General features: G+C 43.2%; 26 protein-coding genes. 17 read left to right on the top strand and 9 right to left on the bottom strand.

What is annotated here, in order from left to right:
- Nucleotides 1-39: 39 nt before the first annotated feature.
- Entirely contained in the window at nucleotides 40-1,473 is a 1,434-nt protein-coding gene (locus tag AC58UW_RS29900) for a DHA2 family efflux MFS transporter permease subunit (protein ID WP_497424212.1), read from the top strand.
- A gap of 349 nt (nucleotides 1,474-1,822) precedes the next feature.
- Here AC58UW_RS29900 and AC58UW_RS29895 read toward each other — a convergent pair whose 3' ends face one another.
- Nucleotides 1,823-2,074, bottom strand: coding sequence for a PadR family transcriptional regulator (locus AC58UW_RS29895; protein ID WP_497424211.1), 252 nt, complete (start codon nucleotides 2,072-2,074; stop codon nucleotides 1,823-1,825).
- 195 nt (nucleotides 2,075-2,269) lie between these two features.
- Between AC58UW_RS29895 and AC58UW_RS29890 the strand changes: the two genes are divergently transcribed.
- The 3 genes from AC58UW_RS29890 (at nucleotide 2,270) to AC58UW_RS29880 (ending at nucleotide 5,438) form a co-directional block, all read left to right on the top strand.
- Nucleotides 2,270-3,631: an ABC transporter substrate-binding protein gene (locus tag AC58UW_RS29890; RefSeq protein WP_497424210.1), complete on the top strand. Its 1,362-nt coding sequence runs from the start codon at nucleotides 2,270-2,272 to the stop codon at nucleotides 3,629-3,631.
- Nucleotides 3,632-3,705: 74 nt separating this feature from the next.
- On the top strand, nucleotides 3,706-4,596 hold the full coding sequence (locus AC58UW_RS29885) for a carbohydrate ABC transporter permease (RefSeq protein WP_497424209.1): 891 nt from the start codon (nucleotides 3,706-3,708) through the stop codon (nucleotides 4,594-4,596).
- Between the two features lie 14 nt (nucleotides 4,597-4,610).
- On the top strand, nucleotides 4,611-5,438 hold the full coding sequence (locus AC58UW_RS29880) for a carbohydrate ABC transporter permease (protein ID WP_497424208.1): 828 nt from the start codon (nucleotides 4,611-4,613) through the stop codon (nucleotides 5,436-5,438).
- A 109-nt stretch (nucleotides 5,439-5,547) separates the two neighbouring features.
- Here AC58UW_RS29880 and AC58UW_RS29875 read toward each other — a convergent pair whose 3' ends face one another.
- From AC58UW_RS29875 to AC58UW_RS29865, 3 genes are all read right to left on the bottom strand, one after another.
- Nucleotides 5,548-7,533: a 5'-nucleotidase C-terminal domain-containing protein gene (locus tag AC58UW_RS29875; protein ID WP_497424207.1), complete on the bottom strand. Its 1,986-nt coding sequence runs from the start codon at nucleotides 7,531-7,533 to the stop codon at nucleotides 5,548-5,550.
- A 245-nt stretch (nucleotides 7,534-7,778) separates the two neighbouring features.
- Nucleotides 7,779-7,940: a hypothetical protein gene (locus AC58UW_RS29870; RefSeq protein ID WP_497424206.1), complete on the bottom strand. Its 162-nt coding sequence runs from the start codon at nucleotides 7,938-7,940 to the stop codon at nucleotides 7,779-7,781.
- A 482-nt stretch (nucleotides 7,941-8,422) separates the two neighbouring features.
- Nucleotides 8,423-8,974, bottom strand: a complete 552-nt coding sequence (locus AC58UW_RS29865; RefSeq protein WP_497424205.1) for a TetR/AcrR family transcriptional regulator — start codon at nucleotides 8,972-8,974, stop codon at nucleotides 8,423-8,425.
- A 104-nt stretch (nucleotides 8,975-9,078) separates the two neighbouring features.
- Between AC58UW_RS29865 and AC58UW_RS29860 the strand changes: the two genes are divergently transcribed.
- A complete protein-coding gene (locus tag AC58UW_RS29860) occupies nucleotides 9,079-10,071 on the top strand; it encodes an SDR family NAD(P)-dependent oxidoreductase (protein WP_497424204.1) in 993 nt (330 codons plus the stop codon).
- A 161-nt stretch (nucleotides 10,072-10,232) separates the two neighbouring features.
- Here AC58UW_RS29860 and AC58UW_RS29855 read toward each other — a convergent pair whose 3' ends face one another.
- Nucleotides 10,233-10,565: a nuclear transport factor 2 family protein gene (locus AC58UW_RS29855; RefSeq protein WP_497424203.1), complete on the bottom strand. Its 333-nt coding sequence runs from the start codon at nucleotides 10,563-10,565 to the stop codon at nucleotides 10,233-10,235.
- 174 nt (nucleotides 10,566-10,739) lie between these two features.
- On the opposite strand from AC58UW_RS29855, the gene AC58UW_RS29850 reads away from it, so the two are divergent.
- From AC58UW_RS29850 to AC58UW_RS29800, 11 genes are all read left to right on the top strand, one after another.
- Nucleotides 10,740-11,213, top strand: coding sequence for an SRPBCC family protein (locus tag AC58UW_RS29850; protein WP_497424202.1), 474 nt, complete (start codon nucleotides 10,740-10,742; stop codon nucleotides 11,211-11,213).
- Between the two features lie 146 nt (nucleotides 11,214-11,359).
- Nucleotides 11,360-11,785 (top strand): MarR family winged helix-turn-helix transcriptional regulator, encoded by a 426-nt coding sequence (locus AC58UW_RS29845; protein ID WP_497424201.1) that lies wholly within the window; start codon nucleotides 11,360-11,362, stop codon nucleotides 11,783-11,785.
- A gap of 78 nt (nucleotides 11,786-11,863) precedes the next feature.
- Complete coding sequence (locus AC58UW_RS29840; RefSeq protein ID WP_497424253.1) at nucleotides 11,864-12,205, top strand: DoxX family protein; 342 nt, start codon at nucleotides 11,864-11,866, stop codon at nucleotides 12,203-12,205.
- 98 nt (nucleotides 12,206-12,303) lie between these two features.
- A complete protein-coding gene (locus AC58UW_RS29835; RefSeq protein WP_497424200.1) occupies nucleotides 12,304-13,269 on the top strand; it encodes a right-handed parallel beta-helix repeat-containing protein in 966 nt (321 codons plus the stop codon).
- Between the two features lie 154 nt (nucleotides 13,270-13,423).
- Nucleotides 13,424-14,986, top strand: coding sequence for a response regulator (locus AC58UW_RS29830; RefSeq protein ID WP_497424199.1), 1,563 nt, complete (start codon nucleotides 13,424-13,426; stop codon nucleotides 14,984-14,986).
- Entirely contained in the window at nucleotides 14,983-16,704 is a 1,722-nt protein-coding gene (locus AC58UW_RS29825; protein ID WP_497424198.1) for a sensor histidine kinase, read from the top strand. The genes AC58UW_RS29830 and AC58UW_RS29825 overlap by 4 nt, the downstream gene beginning before the upstream one ends.
- Before the next feature lie 116 nt (nucleotides 16,705-16,820).
- A complete protein-coding gene (locus AC58UW_RS29820; RefSeq protein ID WP_497424197.1) occupies nucleotides 16,821-17,780 on the top strand; it encodes an ABC transporter permease in 960 nt (319 codons plus the stop codon).
- A 28-nt stretch (nucleotides 17,781-17,808) separates the two neighbouring features.
- Nucleotides 17,809-18,696, top strand: a complete 888-nt coding sequence (locus tag AC58UW_RS29815; RefSeq protein ID WP_497424196.1) for a carbohydrate ABC transporter permease — start codon at nucleotides 17,809-17,811, stop codon at nucleotides 18,694-18,696.
- Between the two features lie 28 nt (nucleotides 18,697-18,724).
- Nucleotides 18,725-20,308, top strand: coding sequence for a type 2 periplasmic-binding domain-containing protein (locus AC58UW_RS29810; protein WP_497424195.1), 1,584 nt, complete (start codon nucleotides 18,725-18,727; stop codon nucleotides 20,306-20,308).
- A 42-nt stretch (nucleotides 20,309-20,350) separates the two neighbouring features.
- A complete protein-coding gene (locus tag AC58UW_RS29805; protein WP_497424194.1) occupies nucleotides 20,351-22,186 on the top strand; it encodes a glycoside hydrolase family 97 protein in 1,836 nt (611 codons plus the stop codon).
- 122 nt (nucleotides 22,187-22,308) lie between these two features.
- Nucleotides 22,309-23,223, top strand: coding sequence for an aminoglycoside phosphotransferase family protein (locus AC58UW_RS29800; RefSeq protein ID WP_497424193.1), 915 nt, complete (start codon nucleotides 22,309-22,311; stop codon nucleotides 23,221-23,223).
- Nucleotides 23,224-23,289: 66 nt separating this feature from the next.
- On the opposite strand, the gene AC58UW_RS29795 is transcribed toward AC58UW_RS29800, so the two are convergent.
- Genes AC58UW_RS29795 through AC58UW_RS29785 form a run of 3 tightly spaced genes read right to left on the bottom strand, consistent with a single transcriptional unit; the run spans nucleotide 23,290 to nucleotide 24,607 of the window.
- Nucleotides 23,290-23,718, bottom strand: coding sequence for an SRPBCC family protein (locus AC58UW_RS29795; protein WP_497424192.1), 429 nt, complete (start codon nucleotides 23,716-23,718; stop codon nucleotides 23,290-23,292).
- The gene (locus tag AC58UW_RS29790; RefSeq protein ID WP_497424191.1) at nucleotides 23,715-24,275 is read right to left on the bottom strand and encodes an SRPBCC family protein; all 561 of its coding nucleotides are present in this window, start codon (nucleotides 24,273-24,275) and stop codon (nucleotides 23,715-23,717) included. The genes AC58UW_RS29795 and AC58UW_RS29790 overlap by 4 nt, the downstream gene beginning before the upstream one ends.
- The gene (locus AC58UW_RS29785) at nucleotides 24,272-24,607 is read right to left on the bottom strand and encodes an ArsR/SmtB family transcription factor (protein WP_497424190.1); all 336 of its coding nucleotides are present in this window, start codon (nucleotides 24,605-24,607) and stop codon (nucleotides 24,272-24,274) included. The genes AC58UW_RS29790 and AC58UW_RS29785 overlap by 4 nt, the downstream gene beginning before the upstream one ends.
- A 159-nt stretch (nucleotides 24,608-24,766) precedes the next feature.
- Between AC58UW_RS29785 and AC58UW_RS29780 the strand changes: the two genes are divergently transcribed.
- A complete protein-coding gene (locus tag AC58UW_RS29780; RefSeq protein ID WP_497424189.1) occupies nucleotides 24,767-25,030 on the top strand; it encodes a hypothetical protein in 264 nt (87 codons plus the stop codon).
- A gap of 77 nt (nucleotides 25,031-25,107) precedes the next feature.
- Here AC58UW_RS29780 and AC58UW_RS29775 read toward each other — a convergent pair whose 3' ends face one another.
- Nucleotides 25,108-25,311: a hypothetical protein gene (locus AC58UW_RS29775; RefSeq protein WP_497424188.1), complete on the bottom strand. Its 204-nt coding sequence runs from the start codon at nucleotides 25,309-25,311 to the stop codon at nucleotides 25,108-25,110.
- Between the last annotated feature and the right edge of the window lie 110 nt (nucleotides 25,312-25,421).

The raw sequence follows: 25,421 nt of genomic DNA, 5'->3' as shown, positions 1-25,421 counted from the left end.
ACTCAAAGTAGTTTTCAGGAGAGGGAAGTGGAAAATCTTATGAAGCAATATAATACTAAGGCTATTATGGCGTCGCTGCTCATTTGCGGGTTCGTAGGCATGTTCAGCGAGACAGCGCTCAACATAGCCATTAGTAATTTAATGGAGGTATTCCAGATTTCTGCCGCCACTGCACAGTGGTTAACGACAGGATTCTTGCTGACTCTCGGTATTCTGATGCCGATGACTGGTTTGCTTCTACAATGGTTGACAACTAGACAGCTGTTCGTTGTCTCACTTGCAAGCTCGATCGTGGGGACACTGATCGCAGCGCTTGCTGTCAATTTTGAAATGCTGATGGTCGCTCGTGTCCTTCAGGCAGCCGGCATGGGTTTATTGATTCCACTGATGTTTAATACAATTCTTGTCGTTTATCCCCCGGAGAAGCGCGGAGCAGCGATGGGCTTCGTTGGTCTTGTCATCATGTTCGCACCGGCAACTGGCCCTACTGTAGCGGGGCTTTTAATTGAATATTTAACATGGCACTACATTTTCTGGTTATCTCTTCCATTTCTGATTATTGGACTGCTGATTGGTTTGAGAAACCTAGAAAACGTCACCGAGGTTACAAAACCGCGTATTGATGTAATATCCATTATTTTATCATCCATAGGTTTCGGCGGTGTGGTCTTTGGCTTCAGTAAGGCGGGCGAAGGGGATGGTGGCTGGACTAGCGCAATCGTTCTCTCATCTATCATTATCGGCCTTATCGCTCTTGTGTTGTTCGTGCTTCGCCAGACGTCCATGCGTGAGCCGATGATGAACTTGCGCGTCTTCAAGTACCCAATGTTTATTATCGGACTGCTTCTTGTCTTGTCCTGTATGATGATTATCTTATCAACCATGATTATTTTACCGATGTATCTACAGAACGGGATGAAACTTTCCGCGTTTACGACAGGGCTCATGCTGCTGCCGGGCAGCGCGTTGAATGGCATCTTGTCGCCACGTATGGGACGCTTATTCGATAAGTATGGGCCTAAATGGCTTGTAGTCCCTGGTCTCGCTATTGTGTCTGTGATGTTATGGTTTTTCTCCAGTATAACCGTTGCATCTTCTGTGGCCTTTATCGTGGTTTTGCATATTGGACTCATGGTTGGTATCTCCATGGTATGGATGCCGTCGCAGACAAACGGGCTTAACCAATTACCGCCGGAACTTTATCCGCACGGTACGGCAGTCATGAACACGTTGCAACAGGTTGCAGGTGCGATCGGTACAGCCATTGCAATCAGTATTCTAACTAGCGGCATAGAGAAGTATCTAGGCAACTCTTCGAAGCCAAGTGAACCTGTCGAGGCAGCAAACGCCATGATGCTCGGTTCCCAGAACGTGTTTATGTTCGCTATGATTGTGACACTCATCGGGCTAGCCGTGGCCTTCTTCATCCGCCGTGTCATCGTTAAACATGCGACGATGAATGCAATGCATTAAGTTTAGTAAGGAGCTCGCTTAGGCGGGCTTCTTTTTTTGTTTCACAAATAATCAACTATCGACGTATGTTGAATTATTGATAGGATTGGGAGTAGTGGAATGGGACAAAATGCGAATGACAGTGCCTCAATTGCGGAATCGCGTGTCTAGGGACCCAGCTGCTCGCGTTGACGAGAGATTTCCGCCCGATCGCCAAACGGAAAGCATAAAAAATCCGCCACGCCGATTGGGAAACGGCGGTGCGGTAAGGGGATGTGTCTACGTTTAACAATATATTCTAACTTTGTATTTATGTCGTAAGTCTTTTGCCTAATTTGGATGAGATGAGATTGGTTAAGTTCTTATCATCCTATTTGGAGCCCCTTGTAAATCCTTGCGTCTCATATGTGGCCGCCCTCCCTATAATACGGTCAACTGTGCTGCGAAATAACGTCCATTCCTTCTTTTTTAGTCCAAGCTCATCTTGGTCGTTCTTAGTTATTCGATAATATTTGCGTTTGCGGCCGTCCGTATGCGTTTCCATCTCTTTAGTCATTTCATACCCATACATGTCCTTACGGTTCAAAATCGTTAGAATCAGAATGACCGTACTGCCTTTCATAAGTTCCTTGTTTTATTTTGGCAAATAAAGTTTAAAAAGAAGGAGGAAAGGCTGTTCAAATGAAAATTGTCCGCCAGAAAACAGGTTATTTGTACGTTATAAGGCGTAATCGTACCTTATGGCGAAATCATTTTTCCCCTAAAATCAGTCATGTAAGCGCTACAAAAATTTGAATTTTATTAATTGGGGGTATTTATGGTGAGGGACTGGACGAAATTGAGCAGCATCGCACTCGCATCAATCATGGCAGTTTCGCTTACAGCGTGTGGGACGGAAACGAAGAATGACGCAGGTTCTAAAGGAACGCCAGCAACACCAGCTGCAACAGCTGCGGCAACTCCTTCCGCACCAGCAGCGACAGCTGCAGCAGCACCAGCAGATGCTGTTGTTAAACTAAGTATTTATACCAATCATTTCGATGATGACACATCGAAGCCTTATGATTACGCAGTCGCGGAGCTAAAAAAAGAAATGCCAAACATTGAAGTTACGCTGGTGCCCGGACTGCAAGATAATGGACAAAAAATCAAAACCCAAATGGCTACAGGAGATTTGCCCGATATTATCGACACGAATTGGGATATCATGCAGATCGGCAGCAAGTCGAACAATATCTTGACGCTAGATGCTGCCCCGGAAACGGCGCAATTCAAGAAAGATTTGAACAAAGGCAACGAAGCGAAATTGATTGCACCAGATGGCCACGTGTATGGCTATCCGTATGCCGGCACTGAATTTATCATTTTGTATTATAATAAGAAGCTTTTTGCTGAAGCAGGTGTGCAAGCGCCGATCAAAACCATCGATCAATTGAAGGATGCCGCTAAAAAATTCAATGCGAAGGGAATCATCCCCCTCGCGATCTTCTCCAAAGAAAAATGGATTGGCAACTCATTTTTGCAAGGCTTCATGACGCGTGAGGAATCGAAGGGCTACGGCGCCCTGAACGGCGCGGCAGAGACACCTGATGCTCTGAAGTTGGCTGCTAAGCAAGTGGAGGAGCTGCAAAAGGCAGGTTTATTTGCTAAAAACGCAACTCAGACGAACTACGATCAAGCATCCTCGCTCTTTTACCAAGGCAAGGCTGCCATGTTCGTTAATGGCCAATGGGAAATTCCAAGCTCGCAAAAAAATCTTGGAGACAACGTTGAGTTCATGAACTTCCCTGCAAAAGATGAAGCAACTTATGAAAAAGCTAAGTTCGCTATGAACGGAGCAGGTGGTCCAGGAGGCTTCGCCGTTTCCGCAAAAACGAAAAACAAAGAAGCAGCAATTAAAGTAGCGGCGTTCATGGCTCGCAAATATGCGGAGTACAAGTACACGCAAGTTGGTACGCCGATTGTCTCAATCAAGGTCGACAAGCCTATCACTGCACAAGTGCCTCCGATGCTGTCTCGTCTTGGTAAAGAAGTGATCCCGAATATTACGAGCTTCGCGACCGTGCAAAATGATACCAATGTGAATCTGAGTATTGATGACAACTCACAGAACTTGATAGTTGCAGGATTTACGGCGGATCAATTCATAACGAATCTCAATAAATCGCTGAAGAAATAAATCCTTTCAGTACCTAATGGCTCACATCGACCTGTAAGTCGGTGTGAGTCTTTTTAAAGAAAGGGAGCATAGAGATGAAACAATACTTAGGTAACAAATGGGCTATCTTAATTTTTTTAACACCGGCAATTGTTCTATATAGCGTAATTGTGTTTTATCCCATTCTCCAGACCTTCTATCGCAGTTTTTTTGAATGGGATGGACTTAGCGAAGCGACTTTTATAGGTGTCAGAAATTATATCGAGCTTAGTCAAGATTATTTGTTGACGACATCACTTCGGAATGGCCTTTTATTCGCTCTTGTTCTGGTCATTTTCCAAATCGGACTAGGCACCTTGTTGGCGCTTATTTGCTCGGATCCAACGGTGAAGGGCCGTAAAGTACTGAAGACCGCTTATTTTATTCCCGTTGTGCTGTCGGTCACTGTCGTGTGTCAACTATGGCTCTCCATGTATGACCCGGTTAACGGTATCATCAATAAATTGTTTCAAGTACTTGGGATGGAGTATCGTCAAGACTGGCTGAACTCACCGAGCGTCTCGATTATTGCGATTGCTTTCGTCAATGCTTGGCAATATATGGGTTTCCAGTTTGCCTTGCTCTATGCCGGCGCGAAATCCGTTCCAGAGCATTATACAGAAGCTGCTCGAATCGACGGTGCTGGCAAATGGAGGGCACATTGGCACATCACGCTCCCATTGATGAAGGAGACGTTCAAATTTTGCTTTATTATTGCCATTACAGCAGGGATAGGTGCTTATGTGCAAATGGCTATTATGACGAACGGCGGACCAGGCACGACAAACTATACGATGACGTTCATGATCATTCGGAACGCATTTTCGGGTAATCAATACGGGTATGCTTGTGCCATTTCGGTATTGTTGATTGTGATTAGCCTAATTGCCACCATTATCATCAACAAAGTGTTTGATAGCAGAGAAACCGGATTGGAACAGGGGTAAAGGAGAGTCATAGTATGAACAAAATCGTGGGAGCCGTCCTGCAGTCCTTTTTATGGATTTATTTCGTTATTTCCGTATATCCGTTAGTTTGGATGGTTTTCTATTCATTGAAGAACAATGATGAAATCTTCGTAACCAATCCGTTCGGAATACCGACGCACTTCAGATACGAAAATTACGTGAATGCCTGGAATAAATTCAGTGTCCCTACCTATATCACCAATAGTATGGTTGTTTCTACACTTACGACGATAGGTGTTGTTCTCTTTGCCGTTATGTTTGCCTATGCAATTGCCCGGCTTCAGTGGAAATTCCGAGAAACGGTGCGGATTTACATGATTATCGGGATGTTTATTCCGATTCAAGTCATTATCATTCCCTTGGCGATTATCGTGAAAGATTTTCACTTGACGAATACTTATGGCGCTCTATTGATACCTTATGTGGCATTCGGACTGCCCTTTGCATCGATGGTATTTTACGGTTTCCTGCGAGGAATTCCGCAAGAACTTGAGGAGTCGGCTTGTATGGACGGCGCTTCCATTTATCTCACGTTCTTTCGCATCATGCTGCCGATCCTCACCCCAGCAGTCGCAACTATTGTCATTCTGCAGTTTATGGGAACGTGGAATGAATTCTTCTTAGCATCGATTTTGATAACAAAAGAGGAATTAATGACATTGCCGATTGGACTCATTTATTTTCAAGGACTTCATGCGACCGACTGGGGTGGAATGGGCGCTGTCATGACGATCGCGAGCTTGCCAATGGTCGTGTTATATCTGATCTTCACTGAGCAAGTGGAGAGCGCTTTGACAGTCAGTTCCGCTGTGAAGGGATGAATTGACGAATGAGTAATATTAACAAAATTCGATAAGTTAAAAAGGCAGCCATCCAGATGGATAGACTGCCTTTTGCATTATTAGTAATTTAGCGGAATATTAATAAAAGTCATTGACCAAGAAGCGAAGAGATTACATGAGCGATTTCAGCTCTAGTTGCTCCATCCTTAGGAGCAAAAAGATTTCCAGGCCTGCCACTTAACAGACCCGCCTTAGCCAAGCTGGCTACAGCAGCTTTCGCGCCAGCAGTAATCTGGGCATCATCTGAAAACGGCGATACTTCCGCCGACGCCAGTTGTTTTCCAGTTTTGGATTCATAGATCCACTTCATCGCAACTGCCATTTCTTCCCGAGTAAAGGGACTTTTCGGTTCCAAACCTACCAAGCCAACAGCTTTTTCAACTGTTTTTGGATCAGTTCCAAGAGCTTTAGCGAGGAAATCGATAACCTCACCGCGTGTGACCAATTGACTTGGTGCGAATCGCACTTTGTCTACGCCGCCGATGATTCCCTTGTTGCTCAGTTGATAAATTTCCTGTGCTGCCCAATAATCCGGCGCGATGTCTACAAATCCCTTCACATTGATGCGGCCTTCCGTTTTCGCTTGAATTGTTCCGCTTTTTGTAGCGTATGCCACAAGAAGTTCAACATCGGTAAGAGCTTCATTTGCTCCCACCACGGTTTTAGCGTTGCCGAACATGGTATATTTATCCCCGCCAGTGTACATGTAGTTGGAGAGGGCTAATTTGTAGACCTGCTGCTTGTTTAGAGGCTGACCGTTAATCGTTACATTTTCGACTCGTTGACCTACGGGCTTGGTGGTGTCGTATGTGTAGCTAGTGCCAGATGATACCTGAAGAAAACCGCCTGCAAGCTTATCGACCGCGGAAACACTTGTCTCGAGGGCAGCAGCTACCATATCTCCAGTCACTTCAGCTACTACGATTTTGTTTCCGAATGGCAGAATTGATTTCGCATCCTTAAGAGTAAAATTCCCTTTAGTGGAACTAGCACGGATGCCGCCGCCATTAGCAACTGCGATGTCTGTCTTGTAGTAATCTTTATATGCATCAGCAATCAAGTTGCCAATTGCAGTTTCTTGGTACCGGGACTCATGGTTATCTCCATAGATTAAATCACTATCGGATATGGCGATCGTCTTACTCAATTCTTGGTCGAGCTTGGACTGATAATCCTTAGCCAACACTGCAAGCTGATCATCTTCTTTTACAGTTTCATCTACCTTTAGGAACTCATTGGCGAGAGTCAGTTGTCCGTCAGCTGCTTTACCAATATTTAAACGGATTATAGAACCCATATTGCCTTGAGGTGAGAAGATATATCTTTTCCCTGAACCATCGAAATCGTATACGAACGATTTCTCTTCCGCTTCTTCTTCTGTGAAAATAACACGAATGTCCGGTACCGCCTGTAAAAGCAACTTATCTTCTTGAACAGTCTCTTGGGTAAGAGCGACAATTATATCTGGTTTTTGTTCTTGCTTCAACTTCTCGACAGTGGCTTTGGCGGACTCGATGACATCCGTTTGATGTACACTATCATCCTGTGTCGTAGTATCCATCGCAGAAGTAAGGCTGATGACACCAATACGGATACCCTGCTTCTCATATACCTTATATTGCGGTACATTACCGAACGGCTTACCGTCTTTACCAGTCAGATTGGAAGAGACCCATGTGAACTTAGATGCTTTCACCAACTCAAGTGTATTCGCAGTGCCCGCATCAAAGTCATGCTGTCCGAAGTTAGCGAGGTCAATCGGAATTCGATTGAATGCTTCCACCATTGGAAAACCTTTAAATACACCTCCAAATAATGTCCCGCCGCCGAGATCGCCGCCGAATGCGATGATTTTGTCTCCTTGTATACTGTCGATCATTGTTTTAATCCTTGCGACTCCCCCGCGTGTGCCAAGTTTATCGACAACGGGACTCATTTCATGGCCGTCGTTGAAGTACAGAAACGAAACGTTGCCTGCAGGTAAAGATTCCGCATGGACTGTTCCGCCGCTTCCTTGCGGCATGGCGATGAGGATAGTGGAAAGTAGGATGACAGGAATGATTTGTTTCTTCATGGAGTACCTCTTTCTTTTCTAGTTTATTTTCTAGTAATAAAGGTTATATACCTATTCCGCATGGTTAACTTTAACGCTTCTATGTTTTGGAGATGTCTACCCATTATGAAGAATTAGTAAAAGTGAGCGGGAAAACTGGAAGAACTATGAACTTTAGGGAATTCATAGATGAGCTATAGCTCAAACAGCACGAAAAGAGGCTGCCGGAACAATCGGCAGCCTCTTACATGAACTAGGTAGATTCGTTAAGATTTTTTTATCGTGTAAAATCCATACTGTTCGATTTCATCTAAAGCCTTACGTCCAAAAGACTCAATGAGTTCATCTGCTCGGATTTTGGTTCCTCCAAGTGTTAGCCCGTCCCAACGTACAACTCTACCGTCCTTAACCAAATAATAATCATCCATGTTATAGCCTCCCAAATTAACATTTTGGAAATCTGTGTGTTAGCTAGCATAAGCAGAGTTAATCTGCCTATACGTATTCTAACATTTCTTCAAGAGAAACATAAGAGCCTTCACGGTTCTAGCAACTCTTTTCATGGACTGAGAAGTCTGAGGGAGAAGCGTATTATTATTATAGGGAAGATTCAAGTCTAAGGGGGTTTTTATCATTGAAACTATATTAATAATTTTTATGTTTATTGTCGTAGTTGGCTTAATAAGCATTGACAGGAGCTTAAGGCTCAAATTAGCTAATGATAAAATAATAATTGATAAGCTAAATGAAATAGGGAAAAATACAAAGCAGGAGAGTAGCAAATAATTTAGCAGCTTGTGTTCATTTTGAAGCTAAGTATCTACTTATTGATCTCAAGCTATTCAACCTTACTAAATAAAAAAAAGGTCAACCAATAATCTGGCTGACCTCATACAGTACCGCGTCAACCTTATTTAGCGGAAGATATGATTTGGAGCAAGTCCTGAATCATATGACGAAGCTCATCCGAGTTCTTGGCAACCGTTTTAAATCCTCTCAAAGCGCCTGTAACCAGTTGCGCCAACCTCGATGAAGTTATACCATTTGCGGAGCTAGGGTGTATTTCTAGTAAGGTGGTCAGCAAAGCTTCCAGTTTTCCATAGCTCGTATCGAGTGCCTCACGTGCAAACTGGTAGGAGCTGTCTGTTATTTCTTTATACTCCGGTGAATGTAGTGAATTATCGAAATCACGAATCGACCATACTTCTAGAGCATACAAAATTTTCTCTTCCGTTGTTTCTTGGGACAACAGTCCCTTATTGATCTCCTCTATGAGAATATCTCCGTGGTGAACAATCGCGGCGTTAAATATTTCCTCCTTACTCTTAAAATACAGGTAGAGACCTGCCCGCGAAATACCAGCTGTCTCCGCAATTTCATTCATCGATACTCGTTTATAACCGAACTTGAAGAACACCGCTAACGCCACTGCAACAATTTCCAGCCTCTTTTTATTATCCATAACTCCATTTTATACACTTTACAAACTTTGTCCACTTGTATAGAATAGACATATAGACATTTAATGTTTTATGTCTAATTCCACTTTGAAGGAGCAAACAACCTATGATGACCGAACAAAAACCGTTGCTATCAGGATTCGGACCCGACACAACTGCTCAAGAAGTGCTTGATGGACAAGACCTCAGTGGAAAGGTGGCCATCGTTACAGGCGGACATGGAGGCATTGGGCTAGAAACAACTCGCGCACTGGCAGGAGCAGGTGCAACTGTTATTGTAGGAGCTCGTGATATTAATAAAGCGTTAGAAGTTCTAGCTCCATTGAAAAATATAGAAGTGATCCAGCTCGATCTTGCAGATCCCGCTTCGATCGATGAGTTCTCCGCTACATTCCGAAGCTCCAAACGTGCGCTAGACATTCTGATTCTGAACGCCGGCGTTAGCTATCCTCCGACTATTAAAGACAAGAGGGGATTCGATACCCATTTTGCAACAAATTACCTTGGGCATTTTCAACTGACGATAGGATTATGGGAAGCGCTTAAGCGCTCGGGCAACGCTCGAGTCGTCGCACTTTCGTCAATCGGTCATATGACAGGGCCGATTGATTTTGATGATCTGCATTTCACGAAGAGGCCGTACGATAAGGGCGTTTCCTACGGCGAGTCGAAGACCGCGTTATCGTTGTTTGCTGTTGAGCTCGATAAACGAGGACGCGAGCATGGAGTACGTGCTTTTGCGGTTCATCCAGGTGCTATCCTGTCGGGTTTGGTGAGACACTTGAGTAATGAGGATTTAGCTGCTTGGAGTGTAAAAAGAAATGAAGATGGCACCTATACGTCTTCCGGTGGCTTCAAAACTGCCGAGCAAGGTGCCGCTACATCCGTATGGTGCGCTGTAAGTCCGATGCTGAACGGCAAAGGAGGCGTTTATTGTGAAGACGGCGATATCGCGGAGATCGTACCACCAGATAGCCAGTTGCTTCGAGGTGTTCGTTCATGGGCGATCGATCCGGTGTTTGCCGAAAGGCTGTGGACGGTAAGTGAAGAGCTTCTGAATATTCCTCATGGAATAATTCCTTGGAGTCAGCAATCGTGACCGTGCCGTCATTTTAAATATAGTATCATTATATGAGTCTGGAACGTTCAAGAGGAGCTAGCCATGTTGGCTGCTCCTTTTTTAGGTTGGGCAGATCGTAAAGAAAAAAAATCCATTTCTTACTTAGTGAAAATGGGACGGTTATATTCAGGTCTTTTACGTCAATTCCTAAGAAACCATACCTTAATAATGATATCTTCCTTAATTTCGTACATGGCAACTGCTTCCAAAACAGCACCTTCCAATCTACCGGTTATTTTCTCATGATCGATGACATATTTGCCATGAATAATTCTTTTATCAACCGTTGCAAGCATATTAGGGTAGGTTTCAAATAATTTTTGATAGCGTGTTCTCATAGCCTCTTGGCCTTCCGTGGTAAGCATATCAGGAAAATCATATATTTTCACATCATCACTATAACATGCCATGAACAAATCGATATTTTTATCGTTATAAGCCTGTAATTGTCTTTCTACAACTGAGTTTTCCATGTATCTTTCCTCCAAAATTAATGTCAATGTCAGTACTATAGTATAAACGAATTAGCCATATTGTAGAAGGGTGACCAACTACATAAAAATGGATGTCTCCGCTGGAATTTGCTATGATGGAATTGCTTTGAGAGCTAGGTTTCAACAAGCCATAATCAAATTGGAGGATTGGACATGAACCAGAATAACGAAACGAACATAATCGAGACGCAGGTAGGTGAATGCGAGATTGTGGTCATCCGCGTATTTGATGCTCCACGCAATCTTGTGTTTGAGGCTTGGACGAAAGAGGAGCAGCTGTCGAAGTGGTGGGGGCCTCAAGGTTTTTCAAATACTTTTCAGAAGTTTGAAATGAAACCGGGAGGTACATGGGAGTTTATTATGCATAGTCCTGATGGCGTTGATTTTCCTAACACCAATGAGATTCTCGCAGTCGATAAACCTGAGCGAATCGTACTCAAACACGCCGTGTTTCCTCATTTTATCGCGACAGCAATTTTTGAGGATCTGGATGGGAAAACCAAACTCACATATAGTTCGGTCTTTGAAGAAACGGCCACAGTATTTGACAAGGTGAAAGTATATGCTGTCTCAGGAGCCGAACAGACTATGGATCGCCTTGGTGAGCATCTGGCAAGTTTAACTTAGCGTGCGGTCAAGTTAGGTAACCAGCGGCAGTAGGCAATAACCCAGTAATGTCGCTGGTTTTGCCGTTCCATTTGACAAACAAGCCTATTTAAGATATTTTATATGCTATAGCATATATTAATCTCGTAGAGAAAGGAGCACCTATCATGGAGCTAAATAATCTCACTGGTTTTCTAGTACATCGCACAGATTTAAAAATGACTAATTTTTTCACCAAATTGCTTAAACAATATGAAGTAACGCCAGAACAGTGGGGGATCATCCTTGTACTTGATTCGGAAAGAGCAACAAGCCAGAAAGAGCTTGCTGAAGCCATTGATCGAGATCAAACCACGGTTGTGAGGATGATTTATTCACTGGAAAAGAAAGAAATCGTAAGAAGAATACAGAATGATTCGGATAAACGATCCCATAACCTGTTCCTTAGCGACAAAGGAATGAGTCTCAAAACCAAACTTTTGCCAATTGTAACGGCAGCTCATGATCATATTACCCAATATTTGAGCAACGATGAGATTCAAAAGTTACATGAACTGCTCAGCAAACTATATTCAACTGTAAAAGATGAATAAGTGCCTAGGCACCCCAAATATATGCTATAGCATATAAGTATAAAGGGATTAAAAACCAGAAAGAGAGTGAATACAGGTATGTTAATTATTATTTTACAAGTAATATTGGGGATTTTCTTCATGTTCACAGGAACGAGAATTATCTCTGGCAAAATGGCAAAGGAATTCAGTCGATTTGGTCTTCCGTCTTTTTTCAATTTCCTAACAGGTTTTTTTGAAATCATAGGCGCAATTGGAATGATAGTAGGGATCTGGTATCCAATCGCAGCTTTGTTATCCGGATTACTTCTAGGGGCTACAATGCTGGCTGCAGCCTTTACTCTGGTCGTAATCGCGCGTGATCCATTTACAAAAGCGATACCAGCAGTTGTGTTATGTTTGCTGTCTTTTGCGATTGCGCTTTATCATTTAAACCTGTAAAAATAGTAAATCAACTGGTCTATTGTTCCTTCCTAAGCAGCATCGCTTTGAATTTACTATATAACAGATCATTTATTCTTATCGATTGAGGTGATAGCATGGCGATTATTGAGGTATTTCCCAACAGTCAGACAGCAATTCAAAATGCGGTTACAATGTCGAAGGAAGGCGACGTCATATTGGTACATAGGGGCGTGTACCATGAAAATGTGCAGGTATCAAGTGAGAAAAACAACATTCGTATCATATCCAAGCTTAAGCATGGTGCGACTCTAGACGGAAGTTGTATGCTGCTAGAAGCTTTTGACTTAAATGGTGTTGCTGGAGTCGAAATCTATGGTTTTAGAATTAAAAACTATCTTTCACGCGGGATTCAGCTGATTAACGCGAAATCCAATCATATTCTGAGTAACAAGCTTAGCGATATTGGCGGGGGAGCTAATCCGCTTGGTATTTTTGTCAATAATTCTGTGGGCAATCTGATCATGAAGAATGAAGTTGAACGTATTGGTAGCGCGGGATCGGGATCGGGTATTACTCTTCAAGCTGTCACAGGAAACTGGGTGATCAAAAATAAGCTGAAACACAATTCGGCCCAAGGTATCGAGGTCATAGACGGCAATCATAATGCGATTGTGGGCAATCAGATATCCAATCATACAGGGGATGGGATTCTGGTGAATCGGTTGGATAATAACCTGATATATGATAATAAGATATCTAACAACGGAAATAACGGCGTGAATGCGCAGAGCACAAATACGATCATCTTGGATAGCAAAATAAAAGATAACCACGAAAATGGCCTACTTATCACATTTAATTATAACTTTGCTGGATTCAATGAGATCAAGGATAATAAGCAAGGCGGCATTCAAATTATCTCGGATTTTAATGATATTCAGAATAATAAAATTGAAAAAAATGAAAATAACGGCGTATTTATCCACAATCCTCATACAGCAAATCTGGTATTCGAAAATCAGTTTAAGCGCAATAACCCGCATAACATCAAAGATCAAGGCGAGAACAATCATATTTTGCAGAATACAATCAAGGAATAATTATCATCCAAGAGCAAAACAGGTTGCCGCAGGAATAGTCGCGGCAGCCTGTTTCTCATACAACGAATCGTAAAAAAACACAGACGCATCTAAGTTATCACATGGAGTGTAGGTTTCAATCCATGTATGATCAAAGTAACCGTTATGGGTTAGTATGGATGCGGATGGTGGTTCGATGTATAAAGCATTGATTGTTGATGATGAAAAAATTGAACGCGATGGTATTAAATTTCTAATAGAAACGTTAGGACTATCTCTGAAAACGGTCGAAGCGGAAAACGGTGTTAAAGCATTGGCCTATTTGCAAGCCAACGAAGTGGATGTCCTGTTTACGGATATCCGCATGCCATTTATGGATGGTCTGGTGCTTGCAGCGAAAGCAAAGAAACTCAATCCTAAACTTAAAGTTATAATTGTAAGCGCATTCGGGGATTTTGAGTATGCCAAACAAGCGATCCAAATCCATGTTGTTCACTATTTGCTCAAACCTGTTGAGGTATCCGAGTTTCTGGAGGTTGTGGCGCAGGTTGTTAAGTTATGCGATGAAGATCGTCAGCAAAGTGAAAGAACGTTAAAGCTTCAGCAGGTATACGAAATCGGTAACCGTTATGTACAAGAGCAAACGCTGCTTGATTTATTGCAGGGAACTGAGTCTTCGCGCCATACTCGAGCTGGTGAGAGTGTTTACGGATGGTTGAATGAAAATGCAAATTTTCGAATGATTCTAGTGGATTTGCGGAAGAAATTTTTTGATTCCGTTGATAATGGATTCGAAGCCGACATGAAATTAAGACTTCCTTGGGATTGTACGTATTTGAATCTTAATGAATATCAAAGTGTACTTTTCTTACGCATGGAAGATCGTTGGGACAACATGAGTTTAGAGTCTTATGGCATACAGCTGCAAGAGTTTCTGATTGATAAATACAAGGCTGATCATGTGCTTGTCTTCAGCAGGCTTCTTAAAGGCCTTAAGATGATTTCAGCCGAATTTCAGGAAATGGAGAAAGAACTAGCGTACAAGTTTTTCCTGCCTGCAACGGCCATGATGTTTACCGAAGAATCCTACGCTCCACGGCAGGAAGAACCAGCGGATATCGACTATTTACTCGATGAAATCTCCACCTGCATCAGCTACGGCGAATCTCATTTGATCCGAACCGGAATCGAACGAATGTTTATGGTACTCCAATCCAGCAATAGACTTTCCACTATTTATGTGAAATACATATGCGCGGAAATTGCAAAGAAATATGTCCAGGCCTATAAACGTGAACACCATGCTTCCTTTCAAAGGTTTGTTGAACAAATCTATACGACACAAAACTTGTTACAGCTGAAGGATTTGATGATCGACCTGATTGAAGAGCGGGAGAAATCGTCTGCGGAGTCCCCTAGAAAGGTGATCGGCGAGGTTCTTAAGCTGATTCACCGCGATTATGGGCAGGATATCGGCTTGGATTCTTTGGCAGAGAAGGCGTGCTTGTCCCCGAGCTATTTAAGTCACCTTTTCAAGAAAGAAACCGGTGCCAGCCTTGTGAAATATATAACTTGCTATAGGCTAGACAAAGCGGGTGAACTGCTTCGGAGTACGAATAAGAAAATTTCCGATATCTCCCATGAGGTGGGCTATTCGAGCTTCGCTTATTTCTGTTCCATATTCAAAAATTATTACGGGAAAACGCCAGCCAAATATAGGGAAGGGGACTTTGCATGAGCCGCTGGCTGGACGTGCTTAAAAACATGCGCTTCAAACAGAAGCTTATCCTGTCGTACCTCGTTGTAAGCTTGATTCCTCTAGCTTTGCTAGGAACATATTCCTATAAGCAATCCAAGGTTTTTCTCCAAAAACAAGCGATCCAAGGCTTGCAGAATACGGTTGCAACGTTAGCCAGAGGGATGAACGATAAGACGGAACAGGTTGAGCGGACGGTTGATTCCGTAGTCATGAATACAGGTCTGCAGCGCATTTTTGGTACGGATTATGCAAGTCTTACGCTTCTTTCTGAGGACTTAAGAAATTATGTGAGTCCCTATTTCAGCATGATCAAATATTTGAACACGGACATCCTGCAGCTCACCGTGTATACATCTGGCAGAATGCCCGAGTATGGTGAGTTTATTCTTTCGTTGAACCGGATTAAGGAGGGGAGTCCGTGGTATAAGGAAGCAGCAGAGCAAAAGAAAACGGGTTGGTTTCTTGAAAGCTCTGAACTCGCGGTGTACAGACAATTTCCAACGATTCTTTATAATCAGATGTCCGGCATCCTGTATATGAAGCTGAACAAGGAGCATTTTTTTGATTCGCTGACTTCGGTGACAAAGGCCCAGTCCGCACGTGAGGGGATATTTATCTCCGACCGAAATAATCGTATCGTCTACTCCAAGCACAATGAAGCTGTGACTATACAACGACAGATGTTACAGAATCCGGAACGGTCCAAGGATATGGTTGAAGTCGATGGCCTTCGCTATATCGTGATTGAGGAGCCTCTTCGTCAAGCCAATTGGACGCTGGTTTATTATATACCGGAACAGGATATCTCTATGGATGCGACCAGTATTGTAAAAGCGACGATAGCGCTCATTATTACCTGTATGGTCATATTGGTTGCTCTTATATCTATATTTTCGCATACCATGATCAAACGCATCTATCATCTAAATAAATTGATGAAGCAAGTGCAATTTGGTAATTTGCAAATGGATATTCGCAGCGAGAGCAGGGACGAAATAGGGGAATTAACGAATCGTTTCGGCATCATGCTGCGCCGTATTAATGAGCTGGTGACGGAAGTATACCAAAATAAACTTATTCAAAAGGAAGCGGAGTTCAAAGCACTCCAGGCACAAATTAATCCGCATTTTTTATACAATACGTTGTCAGTCATTAACTGGAAATCATTGAAGATCGGCGCTGCGGATATCAGCCATGTCGTAACTATGCTATCTAGATTTTACCGAACCGCCTTGAACCGTGGTGAAAGTATGACCTCTGTCAAGGATGAGCTTCAGAACACGCAGTCGTTTGTGGAAATTCAGTTAGTGATGCACGATTACAGCTTTGAAGTCAGTTACCAAATCGATGATGAGGTCTATCAGTACGATACGGTGAACCTGTCGATTCAACCGCTTGTCGAGAATGCGATTGTGCATGGGATTGACCAAAGGCAAGAAAGTGGAGGAAAGCTGACGATTACGGCTCTGGTAAACAAGGACGCGATTGAAATTCATGTAACAGACAATGGACCCGGTATCGATAAGAAACTGCTCGGTGAGATTCTGATTAAACAATCCAAAGGATACGGATTAAAAAATGTAAACGAGCGGATTAAATTAGTGTTCGGGAAAGAGTACGGCATTGAGGTTATCAGTGAAAGTGGACAAGGCACTACGATGAAAATGACGATTCCGACCTATAAAAACACAAAATAGCAATAAAACGATAATTTTCAAAAAAATGAGATAATTCAATGAAATTAGGGCTGTGCTATAGTAAATATCAGATGAATGCGCATTCATTTCATATGTATGGGAAAGGAGAGGTTATTTTGCAGGAATCCATTGTGGCTAACCAGAGGACCGAAACCATTTCCAGGACGAGAAGCGAATTCAGACGGAAAATAAAAAGCTATCAAGTGCTTTATTTCATGCTGCTGCCAGGACTGCTTTACTTTCTTATTTTTCACTATATCCCGATCTACGGCGTTGTTCTTGCGTTTAAAAATTTCAAAATCATGCAGGGCATTATAGCCAGCCCATGGGTGGGGTTCGAGCATTTTCAGAAAGTATTTGCTGACCCGAACTTTTATCGTGTTTTAAACAATACCCTCATAATCAGTCTGTATAAAATCGTATTTGCTTTCCCAGTTCCGATTATTTTCGCGCTCCTGTTAAGTGAAATAACGAGAGAACGGTTCAAAAGAATCGTTCAGACGATTTCCTATTTGCCTCATTTTATGTCTTGGGTCATCTTAGCAGGAATTTTCATTAGCATCTTCTCACTGAACGGTCCTGTGAATGCGATTGTCAAGCTATTCGGCGGGGATCCTGTCCTTTTTATGGCCGACGATCGTTACTTTCGCTCAATTCTGGTCATTACAGACATTTACCAAGGATTCGGCTGGGGCTCCATCGTTTATTTTGCGGCGATAGCCGGGATTGACCCGCAGCTTCAGGAAGCCGCTATTATGGATGGTGCGAGCCGTTTTAAACGAATGATCTACATAACGCTTCCGATGCTGTTGCCCGTCATCTCCATCATGCTTATTCTTCGCATGGCTCATGTGCTGGATGCCGGCTTCGATCAGATTTTCAATATGTATAATCCCAAAGTGTACGGGGTATCAGACATTCTCGATACATTCGTGTATAGAAAAGGTTTACTCGAAACGAATTATAGCTACGCGACAGCGGTAGGGCTTTTTAAATCCGTTGTAGCCCTTGTTCTAATCGTGCTCGTCAATAAAGCCGTCCATATGATGGGAGGAAAGGACCATACCCTTTGGTAATCCGGAGATGGATGGAGGAGATCTGCCTATGAATTATACGAAGAAAACTACCGCAGAGAAGATCGGCGGAATATCGCTCTATCTGGTTATGATTGTGATTACGGTTATCACCTTGTACCCTTTTTGGAATCAAGTGGTGACATCAGTTAGCGCAGAAAATACATTATACACGACAGGAATGTTACTTTTTCCGAGCAAGATTTCGTTTGAGAGCTACCATGTTATTTTTCAATATAAAGCGATTTGGACCGGGTATGGCAATACAATAATGCGTACAATTCTGGCCGTTAGTCTTAGTCTGACTTTGACTGCGTTGTTCGCTTATCCGCTATCCAAGAAGGATTTGCCTTTTAACCGAACAGTCACTTCACTTGTTCTGTTCACCATGCTGTTCAGCGGAGGCTTAATTCCCAATTATCTGCTTATTAAGAAGCTGGGCATTTATAACTCCATTTGGGCGCTTGTATTGCCAAGTATGATCAGTGCATTCAATGCCTTAATTATGAGAAATTTCTTCCGATCTATTCCGGACAGCTTGGAAGAGTCTGCACGTGTGGACGGGGCGGGGTACTTCTTTATTTTCCGCAAAATCATTGTGCCTTTATCCAAACCGGTGCTGGCTACTGTCGCCTTGTGGATCGCCGTTCAACATTGGAATGCTTGGTTTGACGCTTTGATTTATATCACCGATCCGAAGAAACAGGTGCTGCAGGTCGTCCTCAGAAAAATCATCGTGGATAACAATATGGATCAATTAAACGCAATGCTGTATCAGTTCGATCAGAAGGATATGTTCTCTACTCGCCAGTTGCAAGCAACGGTCATTATGTTTTCGGTCATTCCTATGTTAGTAATTTACCCATTTGTGCAAAAGTATTTTGTAAAAGGGATCATGATCGGTGCCGTTAAAGGATAAACAATGGGGATAGAAAGGGTGATTGGATTTGAAAAAGGTTATTCCAGTGACATTAAGTGTAGCGTTGTTTGGAGTCGTTCTAGCTGGCTGTTCGACGGAAAAAAGCGTAACTGGGGAGCAAACTGCTGCACCACAGGCTGATAAAAAATATAAATTAAGCTATCTGAATCAAAATTACGATAAAACCGTGAAAGATTCTTATGCTGTTAAATATGTAGAGAAGAAATTCAATGTCGAAATTGAACAACTTCCAAGATCCAAAGACAACTACAAGGAAGAGCTGCTGCTGAAAGTAGCTTCTGGGGAAATCCCGGACGTTTGGGTGGATTTAGGCTTTCCCGAATATGAAAAACTGGTGAATCAGGGTGCCGTTGCCGAAATCCCGCAGGAGCTTATCGAGAAGAATGCACCCAATTACTGGGCTTGGCTGAAGAAACATCTGGGTGATGATCCTTTGAAGTTTTACAAGAGAGACGGGAAGAATTATTCCATGCCGATCATCCAGACATTGGGTCCAGACCGTACGGTCGTTGGTTTGCGTAAGGATTGGCTAGATAGTGTTGGCATCACGAAAAACCCTGAAACTTTGGAAGAGTTTGAAGATGCTTTGCGCAAATTCCGCAATAACGATCCTGATAAAAACGGCAAAAAGGATACCTACGGTTGGACAGGTCAAGCAGTAGGCGTGAAAGATATATTCAGCCCGGTATTTGGAGCATTTGGCGTATTTCCAGGTACATTCACCGATAAGGACGGTAAAATCGTTCGCGGAGAGATTGAGCCGGGAGCGAAGCAAGCGCTAACCCTGCTTAACAAATGGTACAAGGAGGAGCTACTCGATCCCGAATTCGTTCTGAACAAAGGTCAGAATGTGGACGATAAGATCATCTCCAGCAAAGCTGGAATTGTAACCGCTTCCTGGTATCAATTTATTACGAAGGCCGCTTTTTTTGACGGAAAATATTATGAAAAGCTTCGTGCCAATGTGCCAAACGCCAACTGGGTATTAACAGCTGGCCCTAAGGGTCCTGACGGACAACAGGGCACCGTCCAATTAAACCCGATCGCTAGTTCAGGCGGCCAATTCGGCAAGCATATGGAAAAAGACAAGGAGAAAATGGCCAAATATTTGCAGGTTGCGGATGCTACAGCTTTCGATGCAGAGACTTTTGAAAATATTGTTTATGGGGAAAAAGGAAAAACCTACAATAAGGGCGAGAAAGGGGATTATAAGTATCTCCCTCCGTTCGATAAAGAAGAAGAACAGATCAAGTTCGGTATTGGACAGCAGTATACGTTCCTGGGCAAATCATTTAACGATTATGACTTCCAGACTCCCTATATGACCCTTAACGAGCTAATGTCCTTGCGTAAGGCCTCCGAGCATATCGGCAAAGGTAAATATGATATTATGCAGCCAATTACAATTGCGGCCTATAACGAAAACGTCGATGCGCTCGATCAAATGACACTAAAATATTATATCGATATCATTACGGGACAACGTCCTGTAAGCGATTTCGATAAGTATGTGGAAGAGTGGAAAAAAGCAGGCGGTTCCAAAGTAATGGCCGAAGCCCAGAAGAAATATGAAGAAAATTTCAAAAAGTAAACTAGCAGGACGATATCGATAAAATGAAGGATGGTGTTGGCAATGAACGAGGCAGTTCAATCTATATGTAAGCAGATCTGGCATCTAGCATCTCCGGATGGCAGGCTGCAGGCCAGCGTGATGATCGATGATCGAGGAAGCTTGTCCTACCAAGTGGAAAAAAACGGTATCGAGCTGGTGTCGACTTCTCCACTCGGGATTGTTACGGACCGCATTGCTTTTACAGAAGGCTTACAGTTTGTCGGCATAGCCACTATAGATATTAATGAAAGCTATTCGATGCCACATGGGAAAATGAAACATTGTATCAATCAAGCCAATGAGTTAGCTCTTCATTTTACTAAGAATGGTCATACCTTGCAGGTGATTTTCCGAGCTTACGACGATGCGATTGCATTCCGTTATCAATTGCCTGAAGAAGGTGTTATTCAGATACTCTCGGAGCCATCGGGATTTGCGCTTCCGCAGGATCGCCTAATCAACGTGTGGGCGCAGAAATTCATGGAGTGCTATGAGCGCACGTATGATCATAGCATGCTTGAGCTGATGGAAGAGGACGGCTACGCGATGCCTATGCTTTTCCAGATCGGCAACGACGGCTGGATGCTTCTCAGTGAAGCGGCAGTTTACGGCAGCTACTGTGCCTCTCATGTGAAAGTAAGCAAGAAACAGCCGCGTAAGCTGGAGCTTGCTTTTGCGCCTGACCAGGAGGGACCGAATGTTGCGGAAGGCCCTTTCGCTACCCCTTGGAGGGTGGCAATCATCGGTGACGAACTATCGACAATTGTCGAATCCATGGTGATCTTTCATTTGAACCCGCCGAGCGTGATCGAGGACATGTCCTGGATTCGACCTGGCCGCTCCGCCTGGTCATGGTATTCAGACAGTGCTTCCTGCAGAGATCAGGAGAAACAGCTCCGGTTTATTGACTTCGCAGCTGACATGGGATGGGAATATTCCCTTGTCGATGGCGGCTGGGACAGAGAGGAGAGCACGGTCCATGTACCTGAGTTGATCCAGTACGCTGAAACCAAAGGTGTTGGTATCTGGTTATGGAGTCATTTCAAAGGGCTTAAAGAGGAAGAAGCCTGTCGGAGCAAAATGGCACTGTGGTCTGGTTGGGGTGTGAAAGGCGTCAAAGTGGACTTCTTCGATAGTGATTCTCAAGAACGGATCCAAGTGTATGACATGATAGCTGAAGTGGCGCTTGAGCATAAACTAATGATCAATTACCATGGAGCTACTAAGCCGTCTGGCGAACAGCGGCAGTGGCCGCATGTGATGACCAGGGAGGGTATCTTTGGAGCGGAGTATTGGAAAAATCCGTTGAACGAAGGGCCGAATGCGGTTCATAACTGTACAGTGCCGTTTACCCGGAATGTAGTCGGCTCCATGGACTATACACCTGTTACGTTCACCAATCTAACCCGCACCGGTCATTGTCATCAACTTGCGTTAGCCGTATTGTTTGAATCTGCGGTGCAAAACTATGCAGACTCCATCGAAGCTTACGAGGAGAGCGCAGGTAAGCCGTTACTGCAGCAAGTACCTGCAACTTGGGATCAAACGCTGCTGCTGGAAGGTTTCCCGGGGCGGTACGTCACGATGGCCCGTCGCAGTGGTTCGGATTGGTTCGTAGGCGCAATCTGTGCGGCTAGCGGAAGATCGGCTCGTGTGAACCTCGATTTTCTCGAGGATGGAGTATCCTACACAGCGGACATCTACGAAGAAGTGTTCGATAAGCTGGATCATTATCGGTTTAAACATTCCACCGAAATGACAGTTCGGCAAGTAACGGTCACCAAGAAGGATTCCCTTCTTCTGAAACTGAGAGTGAACGGTGGCAGCGTGCTCCGAATTGTAAAAACTGCAAATTAAAATCAGATACACCTATGTTTATGTCATGAGTTAGCGACACTAATATAGGTGTATTGTTTTTTCGTGGTATAATTCACATGAAATCATTTCTATATTTTTAATTATCACAAAGGAGCATATCCATGAACTTATCTGATATTAGAAAACACATCCCCACGATGTCGCATATATCCGATATTTCGTTGATTACCAAGGGATTTTCTTACGATGCTAAGTATTTCTTATATGAGGAAAGTGGATTGCCTAACTATGTATTACGCACTTCACCTAGGCAACAGATGGAGCAAAAAATGCAAGAGTACGAAGTAATTAGTCAGACTTATGAATTCGGCGTCAAGACCTCAAAACCGATTGAATTCGGTTCGATCGAAGCATTAGACATTTGTTATATGATCCTTAGTTATGTTGAAGGGGATGATGCCTCTGAAATACTTCCCTCCTTAACCTATGACGAACAATACCAGATTGGTAGTGAGGCTGGGCAAGAACTAAGGAAAATGCACGAATTAGCTGCTCCTAGCTTAGAAAGTTGGTATGAACAAAGAGTATCAAAACATAATCGTCAGTATGAAAGCTATCGAAACTGCGGGGTTAAGCTGCCAGAGGAGGATGTCATTTTATCTTTTATCAACAAGAATTTAATACATATGACCGATCGACCCAATCGATTCCAACATGATGACTTCCATCCCAGCAACCTGATTGTACATAATTGCAGTTATTCGGGGGTAATCGATTTTAACCGATATGATTGGGGAGATCCCTACCATGATTTTCTGAAAATCGCATATTTCAGCAGAGAAGTAAGCGTCCCGTTCTGCATTGGGCAAATAAATGGTTATTTTGATGGCGTAGTTCCGCAAGAATTCTGGAGGTTGTACGCTTTATATACGGCTATGATTATCTTTCCAACAATTACTTGGACTCTTAAAGTTGTACCCGAGCAGCTAGATTCCATGTTAGCTAGAATTCGTGTTGTGTTGGAAGATCATCAGAATTTTGAGGAGATTGTACCTCTCTGGTATAGAGAAAGCTAATAAAAAAGGAAAGCAGGAGGCATCATGATATGACCGCCGCGCCGCTTTCCTTTTCATTTTAACCAGCTAATGCACTATCGCAGCACGTAATGTTGTGATTCCGTGCTCCAAATAACCTTTGAGACAGGTCAACATGTATACCCAACCTTCTTTGTTGCCTACTAGCATCGGAATAGAATCCTTGTCATCTGCAAAGCCTTCCTCGTTCACTTCGACAAGCGTGTTCATTTCGTCCGTTAGCGTGAAAGTTAAGGTGACGAGGTGCACTGTGCCATAATCCCATTCGAATGCAATTTTCTTGTCTTTCACGATTTCTATGACTTTAATTTCGCCATCCGCATTGTATTCATCGTAACGCAGCTTGATCGCCTTGCCAGATGCCCATCGCTCGGAGCTGGAGGAGAACCAAAAGTTTCCTATCTTCTCAGGATCAACGAATGCTTCGAACACCTCATTAGCCGGTTTTGCAATTAGCATCTTTGTTAAATTATTCATTCGTCACCCTCGCTTTTCTTTGTCAGCACACTCGTTGCGTTACTTTCGAAAAATTTCTTATACTTGTCATGAAGCTCTTGCCAACCATAATGAACAGCGTTGCTTCCGGCCATTGAAGGCATCTGTTTACCATCGAGTATGCCAGTTAAGCCTTTCAGGCATAACGTCCACCCCGCTGCAAGGGAAGGAGCCATCTGATAATCCGTGAAACGATGGCTCAGAATAAGAACGGTGTTGTTATCGCTCGAATTTAATTCCCAGCGTAAAATGTCGTTTCCCCATTTGAAAATAAGCAGGCGAGGGGCTTCCACATCAAGAACTTCGCCTTGTCGATTTACATTTTCCTCTGCATAATTCACATGGGAAAGCACGACCGTTCCTGTTGATACTAGATCCCGATCTGTTGCAAATGGACCCCAAGCGGGCAGTTGCTCCGATTCGGTCAGAGCAGCCCAAACATCCTCAATCGGATGCTTTAGCGTTCGTTTAAGAATTAACTCCCATTCATCATCCATTCGGTTAAGGATAGGACCAAGTTCTTCGTCTAGTGGTTTCATTTGAGTTTCTCCTCTTTGATTCGTTTTTGGCGAGCGAGATGTTCTTCCAGCTTATCGACGTGTCGATTCCATTGCTCGCGATAGTTGCTCAACCAATCATCCACACCGGCAAGTGGACTTGCATCTAAGGAATAAATACGACGCTGGGCATCTGCTTGGACACGTACGAGGCCGCTTTCGCGCAATAATCGCAGATGGCTGGAAATAAGCGGCTGAGACAATCCGAGTTCTTCAGTCAAATCTTTGACAGTTGAGTCCGAACGCAGCAAACAGTCCAGGATTCGACGCCGAGAAGGCTCGGCAATAATGGCATAAATGTCGTGCAGGATCATCACCTCTTATCTGCCTTTAAGTATAAATGATTGTTTATATAAATACAAATTCATATAAGGTGCAGAATTTTCCTGTTTTCCGGATAATTTAGAGGAAATTAATGGTCTTTGACGAATTTTAAAGACAGAACAAGGTTGCAAAATATAGGAGGTCTCACATTGACAGAATATGAACCTAAGATTGATCGAATGGTACCGCGAATTCTAATCGATGCTGATGATCAAGATGAAGTGGATCCACTGATTAATGATGTAATGAGTGATCAAGCAGAGAATGGTTATTTCATCGAGGCAATGAAACGAGCGGGAGTAGAGCGAGAGAAAATCGCTGAGACTCTTGTTCAGCTTACTAAGGTTTATTCCATGCCTCCCCAAGAGGCAACCAAGATTTATTACGAATTTAAAGAGCAAAATGAAGAATAAATTGGATTTACAGTACACGACGTCGATCGAAAAGCTATGGAACGCTATTACTGATTCAAGCAAGCTAATGGTGATGCTTATGGGGAAGCTCGCAAAATTTCTATGATTATCGATGTTAAACCGCCTTTTAGTGTTCCTTCTGCTACGTGCTGGCCAACCGCATTCAGGTTGAAGATAAAGAAGCCAAACACGATCATCACATAGGTCATGGCAAACACCTTCATGCGCAAAGTAAGCTTCCATGCAAGTACGCTGTAACCAGCTAAAGCGAGGGCTGACATGAGAATGAGCAGCTTTCGGAACAATTGTTCCCGAATTGATTTCGGCTTTAGATTTATTTAAGGATGTTAAGGATAATACTTCAAAATACCGAGATTGACGGTTTATATCT

Source organism: Paenibacillus sp. J22R160 (assembly GCF_059692135.1).
The sequence above is the reverse complement of the archived record's forward strand: the minus strand, read 5'-3'. Positions and strand labels throughout refer to the sequence as shown.